This window comes from Blautia sp. St.27G3 (genome assembly GCF_059728505.1).
In genome coordinates this window covers 718,103-744,535 of sequence record NZ_BAAGFO010000002.1, presented here as the reverse complement: position 1 = coordinate 744,535, position 26,433 = coordinate 718,103, and the positions used below count along the sequence as shown (strand labels likewise).

Genomic DNA, 26,433 nt, shown 5'->3' with positions numbered 1-26,433 from the left:
TGGAGAAATCCAGCGGTCGGTATGTTGTGATAAAGTAAGGTTGTAACAGAAGTGGCTAATAAGATATAATCAAAATCACAAGAAAAGAGGTACCTATTATGCCACAGAATTACACTCCCGAGTTTAAGAAAAAGATTGTCCGTCTCCGTTTGGAAGAAGGAAGAACAATCAAAAGCATCACCGCGGAGTATAACATCTCCAAAGAAACGCTGCGCCGCTGGTGCAATGAATTCAAAGAAGAATGCCGGACAAGCCCCGATACAAAAACAGAGTATGATAACATGAAGGAGATGCTTAAGCTCAAAAGAGAAAATGAGGAGCTCCGAAAGGAGAACCTGTTTCTAAAAAAAGCAGCGGCATTCTTCGCAAAAGAAATCGATTAGAGGCTTATCGGTTTATAGAAGAACATCACAGAGAATTCGGGGTCCGCTGGCTGCTAAGGCGGCTTGGCATCTGTCCGAATGCGTATTACAACTACCGGAAACACCGGAAGGCGGCTTATCATGCCCAAAAAGAAGCAGTAAAAGCGCAGATCAGGGAAATTTACCATGTGCATAACGGGGTAGCAGGATACCGGACCATGACTGTCTATCTGGCGCGCAGGGGCTGCCATTACAGCACGGTTACCGTACATAAGTACATGAATACGGAAATGAGGCTGTATTCCCTTGTCCGCCCAAAGAAACCGGGCTGCCGGCGTGAAAAACCGCACAAAATCTTTGAAAACAGGCTGCAGCAAAAGTTTTGTGCAGGCAGGGCGAATCAGAAGTGGTGTACAGATTTCACGTATCTGTTTTTGAAAAATGGAGAAGTGCGCTACAATTGCAGCATTGTTGACCTGTATGACCGGAGTGTCATTGCAAGCGAGACAGACCGCCAGATCACCAGCAGTCTTGCTATCCGGACTTTGAAGAAAGCACTGGAATCACAGTCCCGGATCAATGGAGAACTGATACTCCACAGCGATCAGGGTTCCCAGTATACGTCAAAGGCATTTGTAGAATTCTGTGAATCTGTCCATGTGACACAGAGTATGAGCAAAGCAGGATGTCCATATGACAACGCCCCTATGGAAAGATATTTCAATACATTGAAAAATGAATGTGTGAATCTGTACGATTTCCAGACAGAGGAGGCACTGTATCGGGCAGTGGAAGAATTTGCTTATGTCACGTATAATCACATCCGCCCTCACAGCTATAATGGATACCGCACCCCTTATCAGGTACGGTTTGCATCTTAAATTAAAAGCTGATTTTTTTAGTCATAAGCGTTACAAAAATGCTTGACCACAACAAACATCGGCTATCTGCTTTGGGGAGGCGTGGGAACCGGCAAAAGCTATTTCGCCGGTTGCATCGCCAACGCTCTGATGGAGCAGGAGGTGGCCGTCCGTATGACGAACTTCGCGCTGATACTGAACGACCTGACCGCCAGCTTTGAGGGCCAGAACGAGTACATAGCCCGCCTGTGCCGTGCTCCACTGCTTATACTGGACGACTTCGGCATGGAGCGCGGGACGGAGTACGGTTTGGAGCAGGTCTACAACGTGATCGACAGCCGCTACCGCAGCCGCAGGCCGCTGATTGTCACCACCAACCTGTCCCTTCAGGACTTGCAGCACCCCCAGGACACCGCCCATGCCCGTATCTATGACCGTCTGCTGGAGATGTGCGCCCCTATCCGTTTTTCTGGTGAGAATTTCCGCAAGGCCACCGCACAGGACAAGCTGACACGTCTGAAAAATCTGATGGACTGAAAGGAGCCGCCTATGGCAAACAAACTTCCCAACGCTACCGCAGGCATGACCTTCCCCCGGCCCAAGCCAGACACTCCGCCCTCTATGGTGAAGAAAATCGGCAAAACCACCTACCTTGTATGGGCGCATTTCAGCGAAACCAGCACTGAAACGATGGAGGACAAAATCAAGCGTATGCTCCGCGAGGAAGTCCGCCAGATGATGGCTGACGAATAAGCCCAACATAGCCAGAGCAGAAATAATATTGCTCCTGCTCTGGCTACTGTTCTTGAAATGCGGAGTGACTTGTGGTAAGATACGCATAGAGAGATTTGAATTTACGGATGATAGAAAGCGTGGAATGGCTTTGACTTTGGAAGAACAGAAACGCCAGGAAGATTTACAGCGCCTGCGCGGCTTGCGCCCTATTGATGATGATTTTATGCGTTGCCTGTTCAAAGACAATATTCCCCTTGTTGAACTGGTGCTACGTATCATTACAGGTAAGCCGGATTTGATTATCACCAACTGCCAGACGCAGAAGGATATGAAACGGTTGGGCGGGGCGCGGTCTATCTGTTTGGATGCCTATGGAACGGATACTGCCGGGAAAAAATATGACATGGAAATTCAACGGGAAGATAAGGGGGCAGACCCACACCGGGCCAGATACCATTCCAGTGTGATGGACGTAGAAAACCTTGATGCCAGGCAAGACTTTTCTAAACTGCCGGACACTTATACGATTTTCATCACGGAAAAGGATTTTTTCGGTAAGGGTGAGCCAGTCTACTTTATTGAGCGGATAAATATTACCACGGGTGAACCATTTGCGGACGGAGAACATATTCTCTATGTGAATGGCGAGTATCGAGGAGCCTCTGATATTGGAAAGCTGATGCACGACTTTAACTGTACTGATGCCGATGATATGAATTTTGAACTGATGGCAGAACGCACGAGGTATTTGAAGGAGAATCCGAAAGGGGTGAACGAGATGTGCAAGGTGATTGAAGATATGCGTACTCAGGAGCGGAAAGAAACCATGACCGAGATTGCACTTCGTATGTTGTGTGCGGGCAGATATGCCCTTGAAGAAATTGTCAACATTTCGGGCCTCTCTCTTGACGAAGTGAAAAACTTGCAGATAGGACACAATGCGTAAATAAGCATCCTAATCAGAGCCGGGAACTTGTGAACAGGTTCCCGGCTTTTGCTGTGTCGATTTTTGAATATTCTGTGAATAGTATTAAAAAGCCCTTGACAACAAGCAACAGGAGATACCGGTTCTGCAGCAGAATGAGACAGAAAAAGAATTCCGGCTGTCTCCTTTAATCCGGTCTGTTCGTATGGATATTTTTTCTGTGGATGAAGAGGAAACGGTTTATAATACAGAAATGCAGGATAAAAAGAGAAATGATCTTGCGAAACGAAGCCGGTATTATCAGGCACTTATGGATACCTCGCTCCTGGAACCGGGAATTCCCAATTATAATTGCCTGAATCAGACCTACCTGATTATGATCATGACATTCGATCTGTTCGGATATGGGAAATATTGTTACACTTTTACATCGAAGTGTGAAGAAGTGGCGGATTGCAGGCTGAACGACGGGGCAGTGCGGATTTTTTTGAATACCCGTGGGGAAAATGCAGAAGACGTATCCGAGGAACTTGTACATTTGCTGCACTATCTTGAGCATACGACAGATGCTGTGGCAAATGGTTCAGAGAGTGAACGGATACACAGGCTTCATAAACGTGTACGTAAGGTAAAGTCCAGCGAAGAGATTGGAGTGAAATATATGCAGGCATGGGAAGAACGATATTACGAGAGAGAGGAAGCAAGGGAAGAAGGCAGAGCGGAGGGCATCGCACAAGGCAAAACAGAAGGTATTGCGCAGGTGGTTTCTGTGCTGATTGAGACCTACATGGAAGTAGGAATGGCGGAAGCCGAAATAAAGCAGAAATTGATACAAAAACTGCAGATTGAGGAATCGGATGCAGAGCAATATCTGAAGCAATACCGGAATCTGTAAAATAAGAGGAAATATTTATTTAATTTTACTTAATTGTATTCATTTAATTACAAGGTTGGATCAATTTAACAAAATAATCCATTGCAGGACTGCACCATTTGTTTTTATTGTATCCACACACCGCAGAGATTTGAGCCTCTGAAATATCTGTTTTGATCTCCACTAAGTCGCCATTCTTTAATTCCTCCTGTACTGTAAAGGTTGGCAGGAAGGAAATTCCTACGTTATGTTTCACCAAACTTTTGATGGTATGTATGCTCCATAGTTCGATCGTGTAATCAAGCATTATTGACTTTTGCTGTAAATATCTCTCAAAAATTTGTCTGAAGATACAGGTTTGCTTATTTATAATAAAGGGCACCGGAATCTTTTGGTTTGGAGTGGTAAAATCAGGATATAATCGTTTTAGTTCGGGAGAGGCTACTAATGTCAGAGCGTATTTTCCAAACGGAAATGTTGTGATATTATTGCCAAATCCACCGACCTCTTCATAAAAAATACCCAAGTCTAAAGAGCCTTTGAGAAGCGCATCGCGGATATCATAACAATTCATGGATTGTAAAAACAGCTTTGTATTAGGGGTATGCTCATGAAAATCCTTTAAGACAGAGGGCATACGATAACAGAGCAGGGTTTCTCCAATACCCATTCTTAAACTTCCTTTATATTCACCCAGATCAGTTTCGAAGCAGCGCAGCCTGTCAATGGACAGCAATACCTCCTCTATGATTGTCTGAAACGTTTGCAAGTATTTTAGTTCCATAATCTTTCCCCTTTATTAAATAATATTGAAGTATTTATTTAAAAACATTAATTTGATTTAAGTGATTAACAATGGTCTTGTAACAGCAAAGATACGATATAACAAGCAGCAAGCGGCAGAAAACGAAGAAGGCGGGGAAGAAAAATGCGGAATGTACTTGAACTGGCGCAAATGAAGGAGATTAAAATCTGTATGGGCATCATTGATGAGGGAAGGAGATTTCAGAATGAACAGGGATTTACACAGTGGACAGATGATTATCCTAACATAGATACCATCCGAAGCGATATTCAAAATACAAAAGGCTATGTCTTAAAAATGGATAACAGTATAGCCGGATATCTGTGTAATGATTTTGAGGGAGAGCCTGCATATGCCAATATTCAAGGAAACTGGAGGGCAGAAGAACCCTACGCAGTGATCCATCGGATGGCATTTCAAAAAGAATTCAGAGGAATCGGGCTGACAGAGATTGCGTTTACATTAATAGAAAGACTGTGCGTCCAAAAAGGCATTTATTACATCCGAGTAGATACAGATTTCTGCAATGAGCGTATGCAGCATGTTCTGATCAAAAATGGCTTTGAAAAATGCGGTAAAATTATGTTCCAGGGAAGTGAGAAAATGGCGTTTGATAAATTGTTAGAAGTACAAAAATAAAGAATATACGTGCTTTCACAGAAAGATATATGTAGAGAGGATAGAGGCTGCATGCCAACCGATTGTTGCATGCATAATATTTAATGGGGCTGTTACAAAACGGCGAATCCACACGGTATATGGCATAAAGGTAAGAGGCACCAAGGCCATATGTTGTAGGAACGCTGTATTTTGCAACAACCCCATTTTTTTCCTAGTTTGAATCAGTATTTTTTAGTCCTTTTGCTTAAAATGAGTATAACTCAATTATTATAAAAAATAAATAAAAAAAACTCATTGACAAAAACGAAACCCGGTGGTAATATGAAGAAAATTGATTGAAATTTACTCAATATCATTCTATAATGAAAAAAATTCAAAAAATATTTATAGAATGAGGTGTAAATATGAATTGTCTTAGTTTAATTCGACAGCGATACGCAGGTATGTCTTCGGTAGAAAAGCGGATTGCAGACTGTATTCTTGCTGAGCCGGAAAAGGTGATGAATTCGCCGCTGGTATATGTCGCGAAGAAAGCGAAAGTATCAGAGGGAAGTGTTATTAATTTTTCCAATTCTCTTGGGTATAAGGGTTTTTCTCAGCTGAAGATTAATTTGGCTCAGTATGTATCGACCTACAGTGTACATGATGAGGTGACAAGAGAGGATTCACCAAAGCAGATTTTGCGGAAACTGATTAACCGGGCTATTGTATCCTTTGAAAGTACATACGATACGATTGGACAGGAGCTGCAAAGTGCGACAGATCTCTTAAGCAAAGCGGGAAAGATTGTAGTGGTTGGTGTAGGGCATTCGATGGTGATTGCAAAAGATATATCGATTCGCATGATGTGGCTTGGGCTTCCGGCGATTGCGGAGACAGATCCATTGCTGGCTGGGACGATGAGCACACAGATGAAGGAAAATGATGTAGTCTTTGCTGTTTCAAATTCCGGACGGACCAGGGAAGTACTGATGGTGGCCCAGACGGCCCACAGTCTTGGTGTGAAGGTGATCGGTCTTACGAGCTATCCCAACAGTCCGCTGGCCAAGCTCAGCGATGTGACGCTTGTTTCAGTATCAATGGAGGCGCAGGATTACCGCGAATCAACGACTGCCCGACTGACGCAGCTGATGATTGGAGACTGTTTGATTGATTGCCTGACGAATCGGATCAGCAACGAAGCGATTGTCTATCTGGACAAAAGAGTGGAGGTATACGAGCAGCATCGTGAGTCGATAAACTGATACAGTTCCAGAAAAGAACAGGAGCTTACAGTATGACGCAGGGAAAAAAGAAACCATTTCTGTTAATTTTTTTGATAGGATATCTGGCTTACAGCGCGATCTATGTAGCAAGACTTAATTTTTCGGTAGCGTCTGCGCTTTTGGAGGCAGGCGGTATCTTGGACAAAGCACAGATTGGTATAATCGGGAGTATTTTTTCCTTTACATACGCAGTTTCAAAAATACCAAACGGTTATATAGGCGATCGGTTTTCAAGCAGAAAGGTGATTGTAATCGGTTTGATGATTGTAAGCGTCAGCAATCTCCTGATAGGATGGTTCCCAGGGTTTTGGAGCATTGCAGCTTTGTGGGGGGTAAATGCATATGGGCAATCCATGCTTTGGGGGCCTATGCTTCGTACTTTTTCCGAGTGCTGTGAAGAGAAAAAAGTGAAAAAGGTCAGTCAGTTTTTAGTTTCTTCTGTGGCCGCAGGCAGTATTATTGGTCTTTGGCTTGCGACATACTGTGCATCGTATGGAAGCGCAGCTTTCTGCTTTTTGCTTCCGGGGTGTGTGACGGCTGTCATGGCTCTTGTGGTGAAGTTTTTTTTCGCGGATGCGGCCGGAGCGGCCAAGAGCAGGAAGGGTAGTATTGGACAGTCATTTCGAAATGTCTGGGGAGAACCAGAGTTTCGCCGGATTATTTTTCCGGCCATAGCACATGGAATGATAAAAGACAATATCAATGTATGGCTGGGCGTTTATTTTATTGATACGTTTCAGATTGATCTGGAGCGGGTGGCAGGGTATGTGTTTATTATTCCGGTGTTTGCGTTATTGGGACGCATGCTGTATCCTGCAGTTTACCGGATTTTGAAAAATGATTCTATGGTTTCCGGTTTTTCTTTTCTGTGTTGTGCTGTGGCTGCGGCCGTTCTTTGCACGGATGGTGTTTCTGCTTTGGTAGCAATGGTTTGTCTCGGGGTGCTGTCAGCGATGGTTGCTATGATAAATACGCATATGCTTTCTATATTTCCCACGATGTTTTCGGCAAAGGGGAGTCTGTCGTTTACAGCGAGCGTAATGGATCTGCTCACCTACACGGGCGCAGGTATCGGTTCTCTGATTTTTGGTATGCTGATTCAGTATTTTGGATTTAAAAGTATGTTTTTGATATGGGGAGCAGTTTCCGTGGCGTCGTTTTTGCTGCTGGAACTATTCCGCCGGTGCAGGCAGCAGCGCTAACCTCATGTTTATTTCAGTGAAACAGTGATCTCGTCCGGTCATTCTGCCGGATTCGGTCTTGTTTAAGTCGTTAAAGCCGGTTTTGACGAACGATAGAGAATCTCACAAAGAAAAACAAACAGAAAAGGAGAAAAACTATGAGAAAAAGTATGAAAACAAGGAAACGTATTGCTTCTGTACTTTGCATTTGTATGATGTGCGGGGCAGGAATGACAGCAGGGGCGCAGGAAAAGGTATACGAGATCAAAATGACGTCAACGGACCCGGGCACTACTGTATGGCACACAGAGCATCTTGCAATGGCAGACCGGATCAGGGAGAGGACAGACGGACATGTGGATATTCAGTTTTACGGAAACGGGGAAATGCTTGTTTATGATGAAGGTATTGAGGCTGTTATGAGCGACGCGTCAGTGTTTTACTTTACAGATCCGTCATTATTTGTGGACTACTGTCCACAGCTGAAGACAATTTGCGCCCCGTATCTGTGGGAAAATTATGCAGAGGTCGAGACTTTTAACGAGTCAGAATTATACCAAAATATCCTTGCAGAAGCGGCGTCACAGAATCTTCATGCAGTTTCACCGTTGACGGTTGTAGGCACGCGTCATATTCTGGCAGACAAGCCGATTACGTCTGTGGAGGACTGCAAGGGGCTTGCGATCCGTGTTCCGGGCAGTGAAATTTATGTGGATACGTTTGACGCTTTTGGCTGTAATTATCAGGGTCTGCCGTTTTCGGAAGTTTACAGTGCGCTGGAGACGGGCATGATTAGCGCAGTGGAAATCACAGCCGGCAACCTGGTCGGATTACGTCCGGATGAATCCATGAAAGGGGATAAATACTACTCACTGAACTGCCATATGGTAAATCTGGCCGGGATCTGGTGTGGCGAGGGCTTCTGGAATTCGTTGCCGGAGGAATATCAGCAGATCATTACGGAAGAAATAGCAGTATCCACGAAAGCAATCAATAAAACGGTTGATGATAATGCAGAAATGGATCTGAAAGCAATCGAAGATCTTGGGATTACGATTGTAGAGGTGCCGGATAAAACATCGTTCCAGGATGCGGTAGCGGGAATGAATGAGAAAATGGCAGACTGGGATGAAATCTCGGCAAAGGTGCGGGAGATTCGTGAAGCGCAGTAAGGCGATATTTGGTGTATGGGAAATGTTCCGTACTGTGAAAAAGGGGGGCTTTTTTTGGACAAGATCCTGAAAAAACTGGATATCTGTATTGAAGTAATTGGCTGCGTCGCCTTTGCTTTGATGATCGTTTTTACGATGGGAAATGTTTTGTCTGACTGGACTATTGGGAAACGTTTTGCGCAGCTGGATGAGATCGTACAGTCGTTTTTTGTATGGGTGACTTATGTGGGGATGGGAGTGCTGTATAAGAACGGCGAGCAAATGCATGTGGACTTTCTGGTGAATTTGCTGCCTGAAAAGCTGAGAAAGGTAAATGACGTTTTTGTAGATCTCTTTACGCTTGGGATTTCCTGTATCATGTTTTACCAGTCGTGGCTTTTGGCGGCAAAATCCATGAATAAAACGACGGCTGTTATGCGGATTCCTTATACGCTCATAGACTTTGCGCTTGTCATCGGTTTTTTTACGCTGGCGCTATATATTGTCGTGAGACTTATTTGGATGGTCAGAAATGGAGGAAAAGAAAATGGCTGATTATTTGCCGATTATCATTGCTTTTGCACTGATGTTTCTGAATGTTCCGGTAGCTTTTTCGCTGATCGCAGGTTCTCTGTACTATTTTGCGTTTGTTACGGATACCATGCCGCTTACCATGGTGGTTCAGAAGCTGGTGTCTTCCAATATGTCCAGTACGCTTTTGGCAGTTCCCCTTTTTATGATGATCGGGACCGTCATGAATTATGCAGGTATAACAAATAAGCTGATGGCTTTTTGCGACAGCCTGGTGGGACATAAAGTGGGAGGACTTGGACATGTAAATGTGCTGCTCTCTACGGTAAATGGAGGAATCTGTGGTTCTGGTACAGCGGATGCAGCCATGCAATGTAAGATTTTAGTGCCGGAAATGACGAAGCGCGGATATCCGCTTCCATTTTGTGCCGCAATCACAGCGGCCTCCGGGCTGATCGCCCCGATCATTCCGCCGGGCGCTGGTCTGATTCTCTATGGAATCATGACAGAGACCTCTGTCGGAAAAATGTTTATTGCGGGATATATCCCGGGGATTTTGATGTGTGTGTCGGAAATGGCGATTGTTGCCGTGACAGCCCATAAGTGCAAGCTGCCGCCCTCAAGGGAGAAGCGAGCATCCCTGCGGGAAATAATCAGAGCATTTCTGGATTCCTTCTGGGCAGTTCTTGTGATTTTTCTGCTTGTTGTAGGAATCCGCATGGGATTTTTCACTATTTCAGAAGGCGCCTGCCTTGTGATTGCGATTTGTTTCATGATTGGATTATTTATTTATAAAGAGACGAAATTCAGCCAGATTCCGCAGATTTTTTCGGAGGCGTTTCACAGCACAAGTTCGATTATGCTGATGATTATTGCCGCCCTGCTGTTCGGAATGTATTTGTCGTGGGCACGTATTCCGCAGAATGTTGCTGCATGGCTTATGACAATTACAACAAGTAAATATGTGTTCCTTTTTATCAGTATGATTTTGTTGTTGATTATGGGCATGTTCCTTGATGGTACGGCAATGCTGATGATTATGACACCGATTCTTTTTCCGATTGCGCAGAGCTTCGGAATAGATGCGGTCCACTATGGAATCCTGATGATTGTGAATGCTTCGATCGGTAGCCTGACGCCTCCGCTTGGAGGAGTCATGTATGTGGTCTGCAACATTTTGCATGTGTCAATTCCGGATTTTGTGAAAGCGGCATTGCCCTACATTGTGGTTCTTATGTTACTGCTTTTGGCGATGATGTTTGTGCCGCAGATTGTAACTTTACTGCCGGATCTGATTTACGGATAAGAAAAGGAGAATGGTATGAAAATTTCAGCAGAAACTCTGTATCTTAGAAAATATCTTGGTGACCGCGAGACTATCCGTGTTCTTGCCGAAGCGGGGTTTGACTGTATTGATTATACGATGGATCACATGACAGAAGAGGATTCACCGTTGAATGCACCGGATTACCGGGAGTACGCAGCCGGACTTTTATCTTATGCAAAGGAACTTGGAGTTACCTTTCACCAGGCGCATGCACCGTTTGAATTTGAATGGGAAAAAGAAAACGTTCTGGAAAATATTGCGGTTCCGCGTATTATTCGATGCCTGGAAATTGCTTCTGTTATGGGAATTGATACGGTGATTGTTCATCCGCTGCATCATCTTGTTTACATATATAATCAGGAACAGATCTGGGATATGAATATGAAGTTTTATCGAACATTGCTTCCCTATGCAGAAAAATATAAGGTGAAACTCGCCCTCGAAAATATGTTTCAGTTTAATAAACGTATGTCGCCGATGCCGGACGCATTCTCAGATGCCGGACGTTTTGTGCGGTTTTTGGATGAGCTGGACAGTCCGTATGCGGTAGCCTGTGTGGATGTGGGACATGCGTGCATGCTTGGAGAGGAACCGGCCAAGCTGATTCGCGCCTTAGGTCATGACCGTTTGAAAGCGCTGCATATTCATGATAATGATGCTGTACTCGACCGACATACGCTTCCTTATCTTGGAAAAATTGACTGGAATCAGACGATGAAGGCGCTGGCAGAAATTGATTATGATGGCGTTTTTACATTTGAAGCGTTCCTGTTTTATGCAAATTTTGAGCCGGATTTTTTCCCGACTGCGGCAAGATGGATTCATGATATGGGAGTTTATCTTTGTGAGAAAATAGAACGTTTTAAAAGCAGGAAGGATTGAGAGGAGGAAAGAAAAGTGACGGAAAGGAAGGAGCTTCCAAAGACAATGAAAGCGCTTGTGGCCTACGGGAAAGGTGACTACAGGCTGGAGCTGGAATACCCGGTGCCGGAATGCGGGCCGGATGATATCATGATTAAAACAGAGGCCTGCGGCATTTGCGCCGGCGACTTAAAGTGTAGCCATGGTGCGGCAATGTTCTGGGGAGACGAGACACAACCTGCGTGGGTAAAGCCTCCGTTTATCCCAGGCCATGAATTTTTCGGCCATATTGTCCAGATGGGAGAAAATGTAAAAGGTTATCAGCTGGGAGATAGGATTATTGCTGATCAGATTGTGCCATGCGGAACATGCCGCTTTTGCCGGGATGGTCATTACTGGATGTGTCAGCCACACAATATTTTTGGTTTTCAGAGTACGAACAACGGAGGAATGGCGGAGTATGTGAGGTTTCCGAAAAATGCTGTAATCAGCCGAGTGCCCGTGGATATGACGATAGAGGAGGCGCTGCTCATTGAGCCTTACGGCTGCTCCAAACATGCTGTTGATAGGGGGAAGATCACCAATGGGGATGTAGTGGTGATTTCCGGTGCCGGGACGCTGGGACTGGGGATGATCACCTATGCAAGAATGAAAAATCCCAGAAAACTGATTGCACTTGATATGATTGATGCGCGTCTTGAAAAGGCGCTTGCGTTTGGTGCTGATATTGCCTGGAACCCGGGCAATACAGATGTTCAGGCAGCAATTCTGGAATTGACAGAGGGGTACGGATGCGATGTTTACATTGAGGCAACGGGTCATCCATCCAGTGTAATCCAGGGCATGGGAATGATTCGCAAGCTGGGACGTTTTGTAGAATTCAGCGTATTTGGCGCACCGACTACCTTCGACTGGTCTGTAATTGGCGACCGTAAAGAACTTGATGTTCTGGGGGCGCACCTGAGTCCCTATGCATATCCTTTCGTAATTGAAAAAATCATGGAGGGCAGCCTGAAGACAGACGGTGTTGTGTCAAGCATCTTTGCGCTTGACGAGTGGGAAAAAGCATTTGAGTATGCATCGGGGAAATATGGGGATTTCAAAGTAGCGTTTCAGTTTTGATGAATGAAACTTCTAAAATGGAAGAATGTATGAAAATGCCATCTTTGCGCATACTATTCGGAACAGAAAGACTCCGGAGGAAAATACATGAATTCTATTTGGAAAGAAAGTGCTTCTCTGCCACATTTTGACACGCTTGAGGGCAGTGTAACTACAGATGTATTGATCATCGGCGGGGGGATTGCAGGGATTTTGTGTGCATATTTCCTCAGGGAAAAGGGTGTGGACTATGTTCTGGTGGAAGGAAATACCATTTGCTCTGGAATTACAGAAAACACAACAGCCAAAATCACATCCCAGCATGGGTTGATCTATGATAAGCTTTTGCATCGTGTCGGAATCGAGAAAGCAAAAATGTATCTGGATGCAAACCAGAATGCTGTGAAGAAATATTTTGAGCTCTGTGAGGATATTGACTGCGATTTTGAGAAAAGGACAAACTGTGTGTACTCCATAGATGACAAGAGGAAGCTTGAGAGGGAAGTGGCGGCGCTGTATAAGATGGGATTTCCGGCAGAAATCATAGAAACAGAGGAGCTTCCTTTTCAGACAGCCGGTGCAGTCAGCTTTGAAAATCAGGCACAGTTTCATCCACTGAAGTTTCTTGCCAAAATTGCAGAAAATTTGAATATTTATGAACATACTTTCGTCAAAGAGCTCGCAGAACACACGGCGGTCACGGAGAAGGGCAACATTGCTTTTCAGAAACTGATTTTTGCCACACACTTTCCTATAGATAACAAACACGGAATGTATTTTCTGAAAATGTATCAGCATCGTTCTTATGTAATTGCCCTGGAAAATGCCCCCAAGCTTCGCAACCTGTATGTGGATGAGGCGAAAGGCGGTCTATCCTTCCGCTGTTATCAAGATATTCTCCTGCTGGGCGGCGGAGCCCACAGGACGGGCAAAAGGGGAGGAAACTGGAAGGAGCTTCGGGATTTTGCCGCAGAGCATTATCCAAACGCACGTGAGAGTTACTTTTGGGCGACGCAGGATTGTATGACGCTGGACGGCATTCCGTATATCGGAGCGTATTCGAAACGGATGCCCGGATGCTTTGTGGCAACGGGCTTTCATAAATGGGGAATGACCTCTTCCATGGCAGCCGCAATGATATTGACAGACCTGGTGCTGGAAAAAGAAAACAGTTACGCCCCAGTCTTTCATCCGTCGCGAAATATGCTCAAACCTCAGCTTCTCATCAATGGCTGGGAGGCTGCCGTCAATCTGCTTACCATATCAAAGAAACGCTGCCCGCACCTTGGATGCGCCCTGAAATGGAATGAAGCGGAGCATTCCTGGGATTGTCCCTGTCACGGCTCACGGTTTGATGAGGAGGGAATCTTGCTGAATAATCCGGCAAACGGAGATCTCAGGAAGGAGGCAAAAGCATGAGCAACCATCTGAAGAACCAGAGCAGCCCTTATCTGTTACAGCACGCGGAAAATCCTGTGAACTGGTATCCCTGGAGTGAGGAAGCATTTGAAAAAGCGAAAAGGGAGGACAAGCCGATTTTTTTAAGTATCGGTTACAGCACCTGTCATTGGTGTCATGTGATGGCCCATGAGAGCTTTGAAAATGAGGAAGTAGCGGAGATGTTGAATCGGAATTTCGTAGCCATCAAGGTAGACCGGGAAGAGCGCCCGGATATAGACAGCGTGTACATGGAGGTCTGCCAGGCGCTTACCGGAAGCGGGGGATGGCCTATGAGTATTTTTATGACAGCAGAGCAAAAACCATTTTATGCAGGAACTTACTTCCCGCCTGATTCCCGCTACGGGATCATTGGCTTTCGTGACCTGTTGCTCGCCATTGCAGAAAAGTGGAAAACAGAGAAGGACAGGCTCATGGCCTCAGCAGAGCAGATTCTTTTGCATATTGCGAACGGGACTTATGAAAACCAATCGGAGCTTGATTTAAGGCTTCCCCAAAAGGCGGCGAAGGTTTTTGCAGAAAGCTTTGACCGAACGTATGGAGGCTTTGGCCGGGCGCCGAAGTTTCCTGTTCCGCATAATCTGCTGTTTTTGACGCTTTATTCGCAGATTCATGAGGATCGGGAGGCATTCTCTCAGGTGAGGTTGACGCTGGAATCAATGCGCCGGGGCGGAATTTTTGATCAGATCGGATATGGCTTTTCGCGGTATTCCACGGATGAATATTTTCTGGTTCCGCATTTTGAAAAAATGCTCTATGACAATGCGCTTTTGATAGCGGCATACTCTGCTGCGTACAAGGCGTCAGATCAGCGTCTTTTTCTGGATACGGCGGAAAAGACCGCGGAATATATTTTTCGGGAAATGACAGGTCCGACCGGGGAATTTTACTCCGCCCAGGATGCGGACAGCGAGGGCGAGGAAGGAAAATATTATGTATGGGCCTATGAGGAGATCCTACACGTCCTTGGGAGGGAAAAGGGAGAGGCATTTTGCCGATATTTCAATGTCACGGAAAAAGGAAATTTCGAAGGCAGAAATATCCTGAATCTTTTGCACGAACAGACAGCAGCAGAAAATTTTGATGAAGAGAAAAAAAGGCTGTATGAGTATCGGAAATCCCGGGCAGAGCTCCATCTTGACGATAAAGTCCTAACTTCCTGGAATTCACTTATGATCTGTGCCATGGCGGTTTTGTATCGAGTGACGGGAGCTGGACAATATCTTTCGGCAGCGGAAAGGGCCTATCAGTTTATAGAAGAAAACCTTACGGACGGGACTCTTCTGTATGTGGGCTGTCGCGGCGGTGTACGCTTGGCGAAAGGATTTTTAGATGATTATGCATACTATGGCGGAGCGCTGATTAGTTTGTATGAAGTGACTTCAAAATTAGAATATCTGAAACGGGCCGGTGAAATCATCCGGGAGGCAATGAGCCAGTTTGCAGATCAAGCGGGGGGCTATTTTCTGTACGGGGCGAAGAACAGCAGCCTGATTACAAGACCGAAGGAAACCTATGACGGGGCTTTGCCAAGCGGTAATTCTATGATGGCTTACTGTCTGGTGAGGCTGTCGCAGCTAATGGACGAGGCAGAAACGTACCGGGAGGCGGCAGAGAAGCAGCTTGCCTTTTTATCCGCAGAGGCGCAGGCGTATCCGACCGGGCACAGCATGTTTTTGCTGGCATTATTGTTTTACGCCAACCTTCCCCAAAAGATTACTGCTGTGCTATCGGGGTATGAACAGAAAGCGGAGGTTCTGAGCCGTCTGCCGCTTTATGCGGATATCAAAATTTGGGAGCAGGATACAGCAGAATATCCGTTGCTGAATGGGCGAACGACGTATTATGTATGTAAGGACCACAGATGTCTTCCGCCGACGAATGAGCTGCCATCCTCTTCGAAGAAGTTTTAGAAAAAACAAAGTAATGGTGGTCAAAGCGAGGAAGTTTATCGTAAGAAGTAGGATAAGAGACAAGAAAACACTCGAAAAGGGATGGCATGAACGGCCATCCCTTTTCGAGTAGAAAAAAGTTGGTAAAATAGATGGTAAAGAAAATTTAGCCCTTGTATTTGTCGATAATATCTGCTAGAATTGTCAAAAGAACAAATGTTCTGAATAGGATTGGGAAAATACGGATTTTGCGATAAAAATTCGTCAAGACAAAATATGATGTTGATATTACGGAGGTGGAATAATATTGAGTAATCTGAAGAATAAATTCACCACACATGTGTAGTGAAACTTTAATTTTAAGAGGGACAAATCAGTAAAACAGAAAAAGGAAATATCTATCATACGGAAAATGCTATAATATAAATCATTATAATTTGAAGGCCATCATTGCTGTAGGAAATAAAGTTGATGGTGCAAGGTATTTGCACAATTTAGCAGAACAACTTTTGAGGAGAGAATTATTTCTATAATGGAAATAGTTTGCATGGAGATTATTATGGATCACTTTGAATTAGTATCACAGTACCAGCCGACTGGTGACCAGCCACAGGCCATCGCCGAATTGGTCAAAGGCTTCAAGGAGGGCAACCAGTTCCAGACACTTCTTGGCGTCACCGGTTCTGGCAAGACCTTTACGATGGCCAACGTCATCCAACAATTAAATAAACCGACACTTATACTTGCTCACAACAAAACCCTAGCAGCGCAGCTCTACGGAGAATTTAAAGAATTCTTTCCGAACAATGCTGTTGAGTATTTTGTGTCCTAATTTGGGGACAGGCTGAAAACCGCATTATTTAGTGTTGTTTGGTGCTGATTATACCGTATTTTGTGGATGAAATAGAGGGATATGGACGAAATAACACTAGGCGGATGGGTGGAGTTTGTGACCTGGATTCGTGTAATGGATGGGATAATATAAAATATCATTATATGAGAAATCTGAGATTTGAGACAAATTTTTCATAAAAGATTTGGATGGACTGCCGTGAATTGAATAAGTACATAAAGGGAGACAAGGATGGAGTTAATATTTGCATATATAAAAAAATTTGGGGACTTTATTCATGACCAAAGCATACAATTTTCAAATGATTTTGAAGTCCATTTGGAGAATAAAATTTTGACAGTGAGAGAAAAAAAGAATTATTTAAAAGATTTTTATGGCGATGGCATAAAAAATATATCTGTTCTTGTTGGAAAAAATGGTTCAGGGAAGACAACTTTATTAGACATTTTGGGTATGAATAGGGATGATAGACTTAGGGGATCTGTGAAAAAGAATGAGGTTGATGATGAATATTTACTATTGTACTATATTGGAAAAAATGATTATGGGCAAGAATTATTTGGAATTGAAGTGTTAGGTTCCAATGTGTTTTATGATATGTTTACAAATTATGACAGGGGCGATGATGATGACAGATATGATAAGGCGAAGGTTTCTATAGGACTTGTATTCAGATATGAAAACGAGTGTTTTATAAGCATGGGAAAGCATTTCTTTAATGAGATGGAAGAAAACAAAGAGGACAGATTAAGTGATCTGATTCGTTACGCTTATATTAATGAAAGCTATCGGTATAGTCAAAGAAATGAGCACTATGGAATTTATAATCCTAGATATGATGACTATATTGCTGGGAGGAAAATGTATTCTCGTTCCAATGTTTATACTAAGTATTTGGTAATATGTCAATGCATAGAGGATAATATAGAGGGTTTTTATTTTGATAAAGTTAAAGTGAAATTATATGATGAAATAGATTATGAGTATCCGGTGTGGACGGATGATAATTTTAAGGATAGGTATAAAGCTACAATAAATGAAATAGAAGAAATGTTGCCACTTTGGAAAAAAATTAATATATTATCTAATAAGAAAAAGAAGGCTGAGGAAACAAATAAGAGAGAAAAATATATTTTGGATTTATATGCAAGATACATATTGGATATGCTTGTGAACGGTTTATACTCTTTGTGTAAGGAAGGGGAAAGGGGAAGGCACAGTGGAGATAAAGCCCGTATTGATATAGTGTATCATATGGAATATATTTTGAGTCTTAAGTCTAATGAGAGTTCTTATGATAAGTTGGGGAAACCAATAGACTATGAAGAAGAATTATCACGAGTCATAATATTAATTTCATGGTTGAAAGAGGAATATAAGCAAGCAGAAATATTTGGTTTGAGAATACTGGGCAGGTATGTTGGGAGCAGAATTCATGGGGAAGAAGATAATAATGACTTTGGATATGTAGATATATTGGAAAAAATGACAGAAGAAATGTTTGATATTCCTGAGGAATATTTCCAAAAGGATGGGATTGAGTTTCTTGTAGTTAAGGAGTCTAATCTCTATTTGAAAAAATTTTTAAAGAAATACAGTGAGTGGGAGAAAATAAAAAAGGATTGGCATTCAGATATTGAAAATCAATTCAAGGTGCATTTTGGGCTTTTGTCAGAAGGAGAAGAGCGTTTTATTGATACCATTGCAAAAATAAAGGATTGTGTTGTAGAAGATAAAGAAACGAAATTGCTGATTGCTATTATGGATGAGCCAGATCAAGCTATGCACCCCGAGTGGGCTAGGAGATTTATTGATATCATGGTGAAGACTTTGGGAAAGCCAGAGCATGAATGTGATATACAATTAATTATGTCAACCCATTCCCCATATCTACTGTCAGATATTTTACCATCAAATGTTTTTTTATTGGAAAGGTCAGGCGTTGAAAGACAATTAAGCGTACAGAGAATGGATAAGATGAATGGAAACAGTTGCTTTGGAGCAAATGTATATGACTTAATGAAAAATCAATTTTTTATGGAAAATACGGTAGGCGAATTTGCCACAAAGAAACTTAACAATTTAGCAAGGGAAATTGAAGAATTAGGTCGTGACAATGAAGAAAATATTAAAAACATAGAGTATTTTGTTGACCAAATTGGTGAGTCGGTAATCCAAAAAATACTGAAAAAGAAATTAGAAGATAGAAAACAAAGATTAAAATTATTAAATAATAAAAACAGAATTTTGGAAATGATAACGAATCAAGATGACAAACAGAGAATAAAAGATTATTTGGAGATGTTAGAGGATAGGTAACATGATTGGGATTAGAATTGACGATAAAAAGATAAATGAGATAAAACAGCTTTGGAGTAGTTGGTTTTTTAGGCAAGACAGAATCAAAGAGCTGATGGATATTTTGGAAGATGATATTGTTTTCCGACAAATGATATTTACGTCCAATAAAGAGTTCAGCGAGTGGAAAAGTGAATATCATACAAATTTATCTGCAATTAAAAATAATATATGGAGAGATAAAATCATAAAATACATTTTCGATGATTTATCTGATGAAGCATATGTAATTTCTAAATACAAGAAGAAGGTGCTGAAAAATACAGAATATTTTTTGCTGAAGAATTATGATAGTTATCGCAAAAGTATGAAATTAGTAAAAATTGTCCAGATTATGGGGGTGGAAGTATGTCCATATTGCAACCGTAATTTTGTAGAGAATTATGTTACTCGTAAAGAGAACGGACAAAGGAAGGCATATTTTAAAGGTGATTTGGATCATTATTATTCAAAAGAGGAAATCCCAGCACTGGTGCTTTCTTTTTTCAACCTTGTTCCAAGTTGTAAGGTATGTAATCATGAAAAGTCTGATTCAACAAAAAGAACATTTTATCCATTTTACGACAATGAAAATGATGAATATCATTTTTCTATAGAAGTTTATGATAGTAATGATACGAGAGATATTGTATACGAGGAGCCTATTGAAGATATAGAAGAAAAAAGATTTGATTCTACGGTCTGGCAAGGGATTTCAGACAATTTTAAAATCAAGCTGCATAGCAATGGTGAGAAAAAATTGAGTGAAAGAATGAAAAATTCCAAGGAAACATTTCATTTGGAAAAGAAATATAATCATTCTAAGGAATATGTAAAAGAGATGATACGCAAAAGATATATTTACTCTGAAACGCATAAAGACATTTTATTAAAAAATTTTGCAGGAATTTTCGTTAATGAAAAGCAGATTGTGGAAACCTTATATTCGTATTCTGATAATGAAGAATATATGCATAATAGGCCGTTATCAAAACTGACAAAGGATATTCTGATTCAGATAGGTGTCGAGATAGAAAGTTTATAATGGTTCTAGATATATGAAAAAAATATGTATAGTAGGATAATTATATCCTAATGAAACTATAGAGTAATTCGCTACACGCGTGTAGCGAATCTGCGGAGGCAAGATGGAGAAAAAGAATGAATTATTAAAGCGAGAATCTGCGGAAATTCTAATAACAAAGGAACAACAATTCTATGAAGATGTGCGTTTCATATTACAACGGGCAAGGGAAGAAGCATATAATAGCGCGAGTAGTATCATGACATATGCTTATTGGAATGTGGGACGACGAATTGTTGAGCAGGAACAATATGGAGAGACGAAGACAAAATACGGTTCCTATTTGATAAAAAATTTATCAGAACAGTTATCAGATGAGTTTGGAACAGGCTTTTCAATGGCAAATTTGAGAAACTGCCGTCAGTTTTATTTGGTATTTCCAGAGGATTCATATGGGTTTTCAATGGCTGGTAAAATTCCGTGGTCTCATTTAAGAAGTATAATGCGTATTTCCGATGAAGAGGAAAGAAATTTTTATTTAAATGAAGTTATGACTGAAAATTGGTCTGTAAGAGTCTTGGAACGCAATATCAAAAGTGGATATTATAAAAGAATTCTTTCTACACAGTTGCCGGATAAAGAAAATAAAGTATTAGAATTTGTGAAAGATCCGTTTGTGCTAGAATTTATGGGAGTTACTCAAAATACCAGTCAATTGGAAAGTGATCTGGAAACAGCAATTATAAATAATCTTCAGAAATTCCTGCTGGAAATGGGAAAAGGATTTTCTTTTGTAGGTAGACAGATGAGAATATGTACTGAAACAACGGATTTCTATATAGATTTGGTTTTCTATAATTATATTCTGAAATGTTTCGTAGTTATTGATTTAAAAACAAAAAAGCTGACACATCAGGATATAGGGCAAATGGATATGTATGTCAGGATGTTTGATGATCTAAAAAGAAGAGAAGATGATAATCCAACAATAGGTATTATTTTTTGCACGGATAAGGATGAAACAATTGTAAAATATTCTGTGTTACATGAGAGTCAACAAATATTTGCTTCAAAATATATGACAGTTTTACCGACAGTAGAAGAATTACAGAGAGAGTTGGAAAGAAACCAACTGATTTATGATGGTGATAGGTAAAAGCTATTGTTAAGCTCATAATACAGGATATGTAACAAACTACTTTGCAAATGGTTATGACTACAAATTTGTGACTTGCATTCGTGTAATCACAAAAGTTTGCCTATAGATCAACCTTACAATGGAAAGTTACACACATTTTTATTGAAATTGCACGAATTATGTGGCTTATAGTAGTCATAACAATATCGCGAAAGAAAGGATTTTCCTATGCCAGAGTTCAAATTACAAGCCCCCTACAAGCCTACAGGCGACCAGCCGCAGGCAATCGCAGAGCTGGTCAAAGGCTTCAAGGAGGGTAATCAATTCCAGACTTTACTGGGAGTTACAGGTTCCGGTAAGACATTTACCATGGCAAATGTCATTCAGCAATTGCAGAAACCGACCCTTGTGCTCGCCCACAATAAGACATTGGCGGCGCAGCTATACGGAGAATTTAAGGAGATGTTCCCTGAGAACGCAGTGGAGTATTTTGTGTCCTATTACGACTATTACCAGCCGGAGGCTTATGTTCCCTCGTCAGATACGTATATTGCGAAGGATTCTTCGATCAATGACGAGATTGACAAGCTGCGCCTGTCAGCCACGGCGTCGCTTGTAGAGCGGAGGGATGTGATTATTGTATCAAGTGTGTCGTGCATTTACGGAATCGGTAGCCCGTCTGATTACAAGGAGCTCGTTGTTTATCTGCGCAGAGGACAGGAGAAGGACCGGGACGAGGTAATGCGGGCGCTTGTTGATATTCAGTATGACCGCAATGAGATGGACTTTCATCGTGGTACATTTCGGGCACACGGCGATGTACTCGAAATTTTTCCGGCCAATTCAGACGACTACGCCTATCGGGTCGAATTTTTTGGAGACGAAATCGACCGGATTACAGAGATTGATGTGCTGACAGGAGTGATACGGCGCAGTCTGGAGTTTATCGCAGTATTTCCGGCGTCTCATTATGTAGTGCCTATGGAGAAGATTCTGGCAGCAGCAAAAGCGATTGAGGAAGAACTGGAAGGGCGTGTTTCTTATTTTAAAAGCGAGGATAAGTTGCTCGAAGCACAGAGAATTGCGGAGCGGACGAATTATGATATCGAAATGTTGCGGGAGACTGGTTTTTGCTCCGGGATTGAGAACTATTCAAGACATCTGGCAGGGCTTCCGGCGGGGGCGACACCACATACGCTGATTGACTATTTTGGCGACGACTTTTTGTTAATTGTTGATGAGTCGCATAAGACGATTCCGCAGGTGCGGGCGATGTATGCAGGCGATCAGTCGCGAAAAACGACACTTGTAGATTATGGATTCCGTCTGCCGTCTGCAAAAGACAATAGACCGCTGAATTTTACGGAGTTTGAGGACAAGCTGGATCAGATTCTGTTTGTCTCTGCCACCCCGGGAGAATATGAGGACGCGCATGAGCTGCTTCGGGCAGAACAGATCATCAGGCCGACCGGACTTTTAGATCCGAATGTGGAAGTGCGGCCGGTAGAGGGGCAGATTGACGACCTGATCGGTGAGATTAATAAAGAGACAGCGGCCGGAAATAAAGTGCTTGTGACGACACTGACGAAACGGATGGCGGAGGATCTCACAGACTATATGAGAGAAGTGGGGATTCGTGTCCGCTATTTGCATTCTGACATTGATACACTGGAACGGACGGAAATTATCCGGGATATGCGTCTGGATGTGTTCGATGTTTTGGTGGGTATCAATCTTCTGAGAGAAGGACTCGATATTCCTGAGATTTCTCTGGTCGCGATTCTTGATGCGGATAAAGAAGGATTTCTTCGTTCTGCAGTTTCGATGATCCAGACGATCGGACGTGCGGCGCGAAATGCACAGGGGCATGTAATTATGTACGCAGATACGATCACAGAGTCGATGCAGGTTGCAATGTCTGAGACGCAGCGCCGTCGGGAAATTCAGGAGGCATATAATAAGGAGCATGGAATTACGCCGCAGACGATTAAGAAGGCAGTGCGGGATCTGATTAGTATCTCCAAGGCAATTGCCAAAGAAGAGAAGAAGCTGGAAAAAGATCCGGAATCTATGAGCCGGAAAGAGCTTGAAAAGCTGATTGCGGATGTACAGAAGCAGATGAAAAAAGCAGCAGCCGAGCTTGACTTCGAGACAGCAGCCGAGCTCCGTGACCGGATGATTGAATTGAAAAAATATCTGAAAGAAGAGACATAAAATTTTACAATAGAGGTAGCTATGGACAGAATGAATACAGAGAAAAAAACAGTGGCGGGAGATAAAAAGCAGTATATCCGGATTCGTGGTGCAAATGAACACAATCTGAAAAATATCAGTCTGGATATTCCAAGAAACAAGTTTGTTGTATTGACAGGGCTTTCTGGTTCCGGGAAATCTTCGCTTGCGTTTGACACGATTTATGCTGAGGGACAGCGGCGGTATATGGAATCGCTTTCTTCCTATGCGCGTCAGTTCCTCGGGCAGATGGAAAAACCGGATGTAGAGAGTATTGAGGGGTTGCCTCCGGCGATTTCTATTGATCAGAAGTCCACGAATCGAAATCCGCGTTCTACCGTTGGAACGGTGACAGAGATTTATGATTATTTTCGTCTGCTGTATGCCAGGATCGGGATTCCGCATTGCCCGAAATGTGGTAAAGAGATCAAAAAGCAGAGTGTCGATCAGATGGTGGATCAGATTATGGAGCTTCCGGAACGGACGAAAATCCAGCTTTTAGCTCCGGTGGTGCGGGGACGCAAAGGCGAACACGTAAAGCTCCTAGAACAGGCCAGAAAGAGCGGCTACGTGCGTGTCCGCATTGACGGAAATATGTACGAACTCAGCGAGGAGATCAAGCTGGAAAAAAATCTGAAGCATAACATCGAAATCGTAGTGGACCGTCTTGTTGTAAAAGAAGGGATTGAAAAAAGACTGACCGATTCGCTGGAAAATGTCATGCAGCTGGCCAATGGACTGGCTTTTGTAGAAGTACAGGATCAGGGGGTTTTGAGCTTTAGTCAGAGTTTTTCCTGTCCGGACTGCGGAATCAGCGTGGATGAAATTGAGCCCAGAAGTTTTTCTTTTAATAATCCGTTTGGGGCATGTCCGGATTGTTTCGGGCTTGGCTACAAAATGGAGTTTGACGTTGAACTGATGATTCCGGACCGGAGTCTCAGTATTCTGGATGGTGCAATTGTGGTGACTGGCTGGCAGTCCTGTGCGGATAAGGGCAGCTTTACGCGGGCGATTCTTGACGCGCTTGCGGAGACGTACCATTTTGACCTCAGCACGCCATTTGAACAGTATCCGCAGGAAATTCAGGATGTCCTGCTTTTAGGGACGAATGGACGGGAAGTCAAGGTACATTATAAAGGGCAGAGGGGAGAAGGTGTTTATGATGTTGCTTTTGAGGGCCTGATCAAAAATGTTGAGCGCCGTTACCGGGAGACTGGTTCTGATACGATGAAGCAGGAATATGAGAGCTTTATGCAGATTACTCCATGTAAAGCATGTGGCGGCCAAAGGCTGAAAAAGTCTGCTTTGGCTGTGACTGTGTGCAATAAAAATATTTCTGATCTTACATCCATGTCGGTCGGGAACTTGCAGGAATTTATGGAGCATATGGAGCTGACGCAGCAGCAGGGGCTGATCGGCCATCAGATCCTGAAGGAAATCCGGGCAAGAATCCGATTTCTGGTAAACGTTGGTCTGGAATATCTGAGTCTTGCGAGAGCTACAGGTACGTTATCAGGCGGTGAGGCGCAGCGTATCCGTCTGGCGACACAGATTGGTTCAGGGCTGGTAGGGGTAGCGTATATTCTGGACGAGCCTAGTATCGGACTTCACCAGAGGGATAATGATAAATTGCTGGCTACATTGAATAATCTGAAAGATCTTGGAAATACTCTGATTGTAGTGGAACACGATGAGGACACGATGTATGCGGCGGATTATATTGTAGATATCGGGCCAGGAGCCGGAGAACATGGAGGTCAGGTAATTGCAGCAGGCACGGCACAGGATATTATGACGTGCGAGGAATCTGTGACAGGAGCATATTTAAGCGGCCGGAAATCCATCCCTGTTCCTTCTACCAGAAAGCAGCCAAGCGGCTGGCTTGAGGTGCGCGGAGCACAGGAGAATAATCTCAAAAAGATTAATGTCAAATTCCCACTGGGCGTAATGACATGTGTGACAGGAGTTTCCGGTTCCGGAAAAAGTTCTCTGGTTAACGAAATTCTGTACAAGCGTCTGGCTCGCGATCTGAACCGTGCACGGACTGTTCCGGGAAAGCATACGGCTCTTTTGGGTACGGAACAACTGGATAAAGTAATCAGCATTGATCAGTCTCCGATTGGCCGAACACCTCGTTCTAATCCGGCGACTTACACCGGAGTTTTTGATCAGATCAGAGATCTGTTTGCGGCAACTGCAGATGCGAAAGCGCGTGGCTACAAAAAAGGCCGTTTCAGCTTCAATGTAAAAGGCGGAAGGTGTGAAGCGTGCGGAGGCGATGGAATTCTGAAGATCGAAATGCATTTTTTGCCGGATGTGTACGTACCATGTGAGGTCTGTCACGGGAAACGATACAACAGAGAGACGCTTGAGGTGAAATACAAGGGAAAGAGTATTTATGATATTCTTGATATGACGGTAGAGGAAGCGCTGAAGTTTTTTGAACATTTGCCCTCCATTCATCGTAAAATCGAAACCCTGAATGATGTGGGGCTGTCTTATATCAGACTGGGGCAGCCATCTACGGAGCTTTCGGGCGGTGAGGCACAGCGAATCAAGCTTGCAACAGAGCTGAGCCGGAGAAGTACCGGCAAAACGATTTATATTCTTGATGAACCGACAACTGGTCTGCATTTTGCCGATGTCCATAAACTGGTGGAAATTCTGCACAGGTTGACAGAGGGTGGAAATACAGTAATTGTAATTGAACACAATCTGGATGTGATCAAGACAGCTGACTATATCATTGATATCGGGCCGGAAGGCGGTGATCGGGGCGGCACTGTGATCGCAGAAGGAACACCGGAGGAGATCGTGAAATGTCCGGTGTCATATACAGGCAAGTATGTGGCAAAGTATCTCACAGACAATGCGGCAGCAGAGAGTGAAAAGCATTAGGT

The 26,433-nt window shown here is 43.2% G+C and carries 19 protein-coding genes and 3 pseudogenes; 21 read left to right on the top strand and 1 reads right to left on the bottom strand.

The features are described 5' to 3' along the window. Nucleotides 1-98: 98 nt before the first annotated feature. The 5 genes and pseudogenes from AC6I2O_RS13030 to AC6I2O_RS13010 all read left to right on the top strand — a co-directional run. Nucleotides 99-1,243, top strand: a protein-coding gene (locus AC6I2O_RS13030) for an IS3 family transposase (protein ID WP_497741782.1) whose coding sequence is annotated in 2 segments (ribosomal slippage) — nt 99-342 and nt 342-1,243 — 1,146 coding nt in all. Because the reading frame shifts where the segments join, the coding sequence is not laid out codon by codon here. 54 nt (nt 1,244-1,297) lie between these two features. After that, nucleotides 1,298-1,759: pseudogene (locus tag AC6I2O_RS13025) on the top strand (ATP-binding protein); the annotation flags it as partial. 12 nt (nt 1,760-1,771) lie between these two features. Continuing rightward, nucleotides 1,772-1,975: a transposon-encoded TnpW family protein gene (locus AC6I2O_RS13020; RefSeq protein WP_120390286.1), complete on the top strand. Its 204-nt coding sequence runs from the start codon at nt 1,772-1,774 to the stop codon at nt 1,973-1,975. Between the two features lie 124 nt (nt 1,976-2,099). Next, nucleotides 2,100-2,903 carry a PD-(D/E)XK nuclease family transposase gene (locus tag AC6I2O_RS13015; protein ID WP_497742862.1) on the top strand — a complete coding sequence of 268 codons (804 nt, stop codon included), beginning with the start codon at nt 2,100-2,102 and terminating at the stop codon, nt 2,901-2,903. A gap of 106 nt (nt 2,904-3,009) precedes the next feature. Next, nucleotides 3,010-3,777: pseudogene (locus tag AC6I2O_RS13010) on the top strand (Rpn family recombination-promoting nuclease/putative transposase); the annotation flags it as partial. Between the two features lie 43 nt (nt 3,778-3,820). Here AC6I2O_RS13010 and AC6I2O_RS13005 read toward each other — a convergent pair. Next, nucleotides 3,821-4,540: a LysR family transcriptional regulator substrate-binding protein gene (locus AC6I2O_RS13005; protein WP_497742860.1), complete on the bottom strand. Its 720-nt coding sequence runs from the start codon at nt 4,538-4,540 to the stop codon at nt 3,821-3,823. A gap of 144 nt (nt 4,541-4,684) precedes the next feature. Between AC6I2O_RS13005 and AC6I2O_RS13000 the strand changes: the two genes are divergently transcribed. The 16 genes and pseudogenes from AC6I2O_RS13000 to uvrA all read left to right on the top strand — a co-directional run bounded on the left by AC6I2O_RS13000 (nt 4,685) and on the right by uvrA (nt 26,431). Continuing rightward, nucleotides 4,685-5,200 carry a GNAT family N-acetyltransferase gene (locus AC6I2O_RS13000; protein WP_120391891.1) on the top strand — a complete coding sequence of 172 codons (516 nt, stop codon included), beginning with the start codon at nt 4,685-4,687 and terminating at the stop codon, nt 5,198-5,200. 386 nt (nt 5,201-5,586) lie between these two features. Beyond that, nucleotides 5,587-6,426: a MurR/RpiR family transcriptional regulator gene (locus tag AC6I2O_RS12995; protein WP_120391890.1), complete on the top strand. Its 840-nt coding sequence runs from the start codon at nt 5,587-5,589 to the stop codon at nt 6,424-6,426. A 32-nt stretch (nt 6,427-6,458) separates the two neighbouring features. Further along, nucleotides 6,459-7,649, top strand: coding sequence for an MFS transporter (locus AC6I2O_RS12990; protein WP_497742859.1), 1,191 nt, complete (start codon nt 6,459-6,461; stop codon nt 7,647-7,649). A 137-nt stretch (nt 7,650-7,786) separates the two neighbouring features. Then, nucleotides 7,787-8,800, top strand: a complete 1,014-nt coding sequence (gene dctP, locus AC6I2O_RS12985; protein WP_120391888.1) for a TRAP transporter substrate-binding protein DctP — start codon at nt 7,787-7,789, stop codon at nt 8,798-8,800. 54 nt (nt 8,801-8,854) lie between these two features. Then, nucleotides 8,855-9,334 carry a TRAP transporter small permease gene (locus AC6I2O_RS12980; protein ID WP_497742858.1) on the top strand — a complete coding sequence of 160 codons (480 nt, stop codon included), beginning with the start codon at nt 8,855-8,857 and terminating at the stop codon, nt 9,332-9,334. Continuing rightward, entirely contained in the window at nt 9,327-10,616 is a 1,290-nt protein-coding gene (locus AC6I2O_RS12975; protein WP_497742857.1) for a TRAP transporter large permease, read from the top strand. The genes AC6I2O_RS12980 and AC6I2O_RS12975 overlap by 8 nt, the downstream gene beginning before the upstream one ends. 15 nt (nt 10,617-10,631) lie before the next feature. Further along, nucleotides 10,632-11,519, top strand: coding sequence for a sugar phosphate isomerase/epimerase family protein (locus tag AC6I2O_RS12970; RefSeq protein ID WP_120391885.1), 888 nt, complete (start codon nt 10,632-10,634; stop codon nt 11,517-11,519). Between the two features lie 45 nt (nt 11,520-11,564). Further along, a complete protein-coding gene (locus AC6I2O_RS12965; RefSeq protein WP_497742983.1) occupies nt 11,565-12,620 on the top strand; it encodes an alcohol dehydrogenase catalytic domain-containing protein in 1,056 nt (351 codons plus the stop codon). Between the two features lie 87 nt (nt 12,621-12,707). Next, nucleotides 12,708-14,018 carry an FAD-dependent oxidoreductase gene (locus AC6I2O_RS12960; protein ID WP_497742855.1) on the top strand — a complete coding sequence of 437 codons (1,311 nt, stop codon included), beginning with the start codon at nt 12,708-12,710 and terminating at the stop codon, nt 14,016-14,018. Next, nucleotides 14,015-15,970, top strand: a complete 1,956-nt coding sequence (locus tag AC6I2O_RS12955; RefSeq protein WP_497742854.1) for a thioredoxin domain-containing protein — start codon at nt 14,015-14,017, stop codon at nt 15,968-15,970. Before AC6I2O_RS12960 ends, AC6I2O_RS12955 begins: the two co-directional genes overlap by 4 nt. Before the next feature lie 538 nt (nt 15,971-16,508). Then, nucleotides 16,509-16,778: pseudogene (locus AC6I2O_RS12950) on the top strand (DEAD/DEAH box helicase family protein); the annotation flags it as partial. Between the two features lie 255 nt (nt 16,779-17,033). Then, on the top strand, nt 17,034-19,121 hold the full coding sequence (locus tag AC6I2O_RS12945; protein ID WP_120391881.1) for an AAA family ATPase: 2,088 nt from the start codon (nt 17,034-17,036) through the stop codon (nt 19,119-19,121). A 1-nt stretch (nt 19,122) separates the two neighbouring features. Then, a complete protein-coding gene (locus AC6I2O_RS12940; RefSeq protein ID WP_120391880.1) occupies nt 19,123-20,184 on the top strand; it encodes a hypothetical protein in 1,062 nt (353 codons plus the stop codon). A 103-nt stretch (nt 20,185-20,287) separates the two neighbouring features. Further along, a complete protein-coding gene (locus AC6I2O_RS12935) occupies nt 20,288-21,319 on the top strand; it encodes a PDDEXK nuclease domain-containing protein (protein ID WP_497742853.1) in 1,032 nt (343 codons plus the stop codon). A gap of 210 nt (nt 21,320-21,529) precedes the next feature. Beyond that, a complete protein-coding gene (gene uvrB, locus AC6I2O_RS12930) occupies nt 21,530-23,515 on the top strand; it encodes an excinuclease ABC subunit UvrB (protein ID WP_497742851.1) in 1,986 nt (661 codons plus the stop codon). Nucleotides 23,516-23,536: 21 nt separating this feature from the next. Further along, complete coding sequence (gene uvrA, locus AC6I2O_RS12925) at nt 23,537-26,431, top strand: excinuclease ABC subunit UvrA (protein ID WP_497742850.1); 2,895 nt, start codon at nt 23,537-23,539, stop codon at nt 26,429-26,431. Nucleotides 26,432-26,433 lie beyond the last annotated feature (2 nt).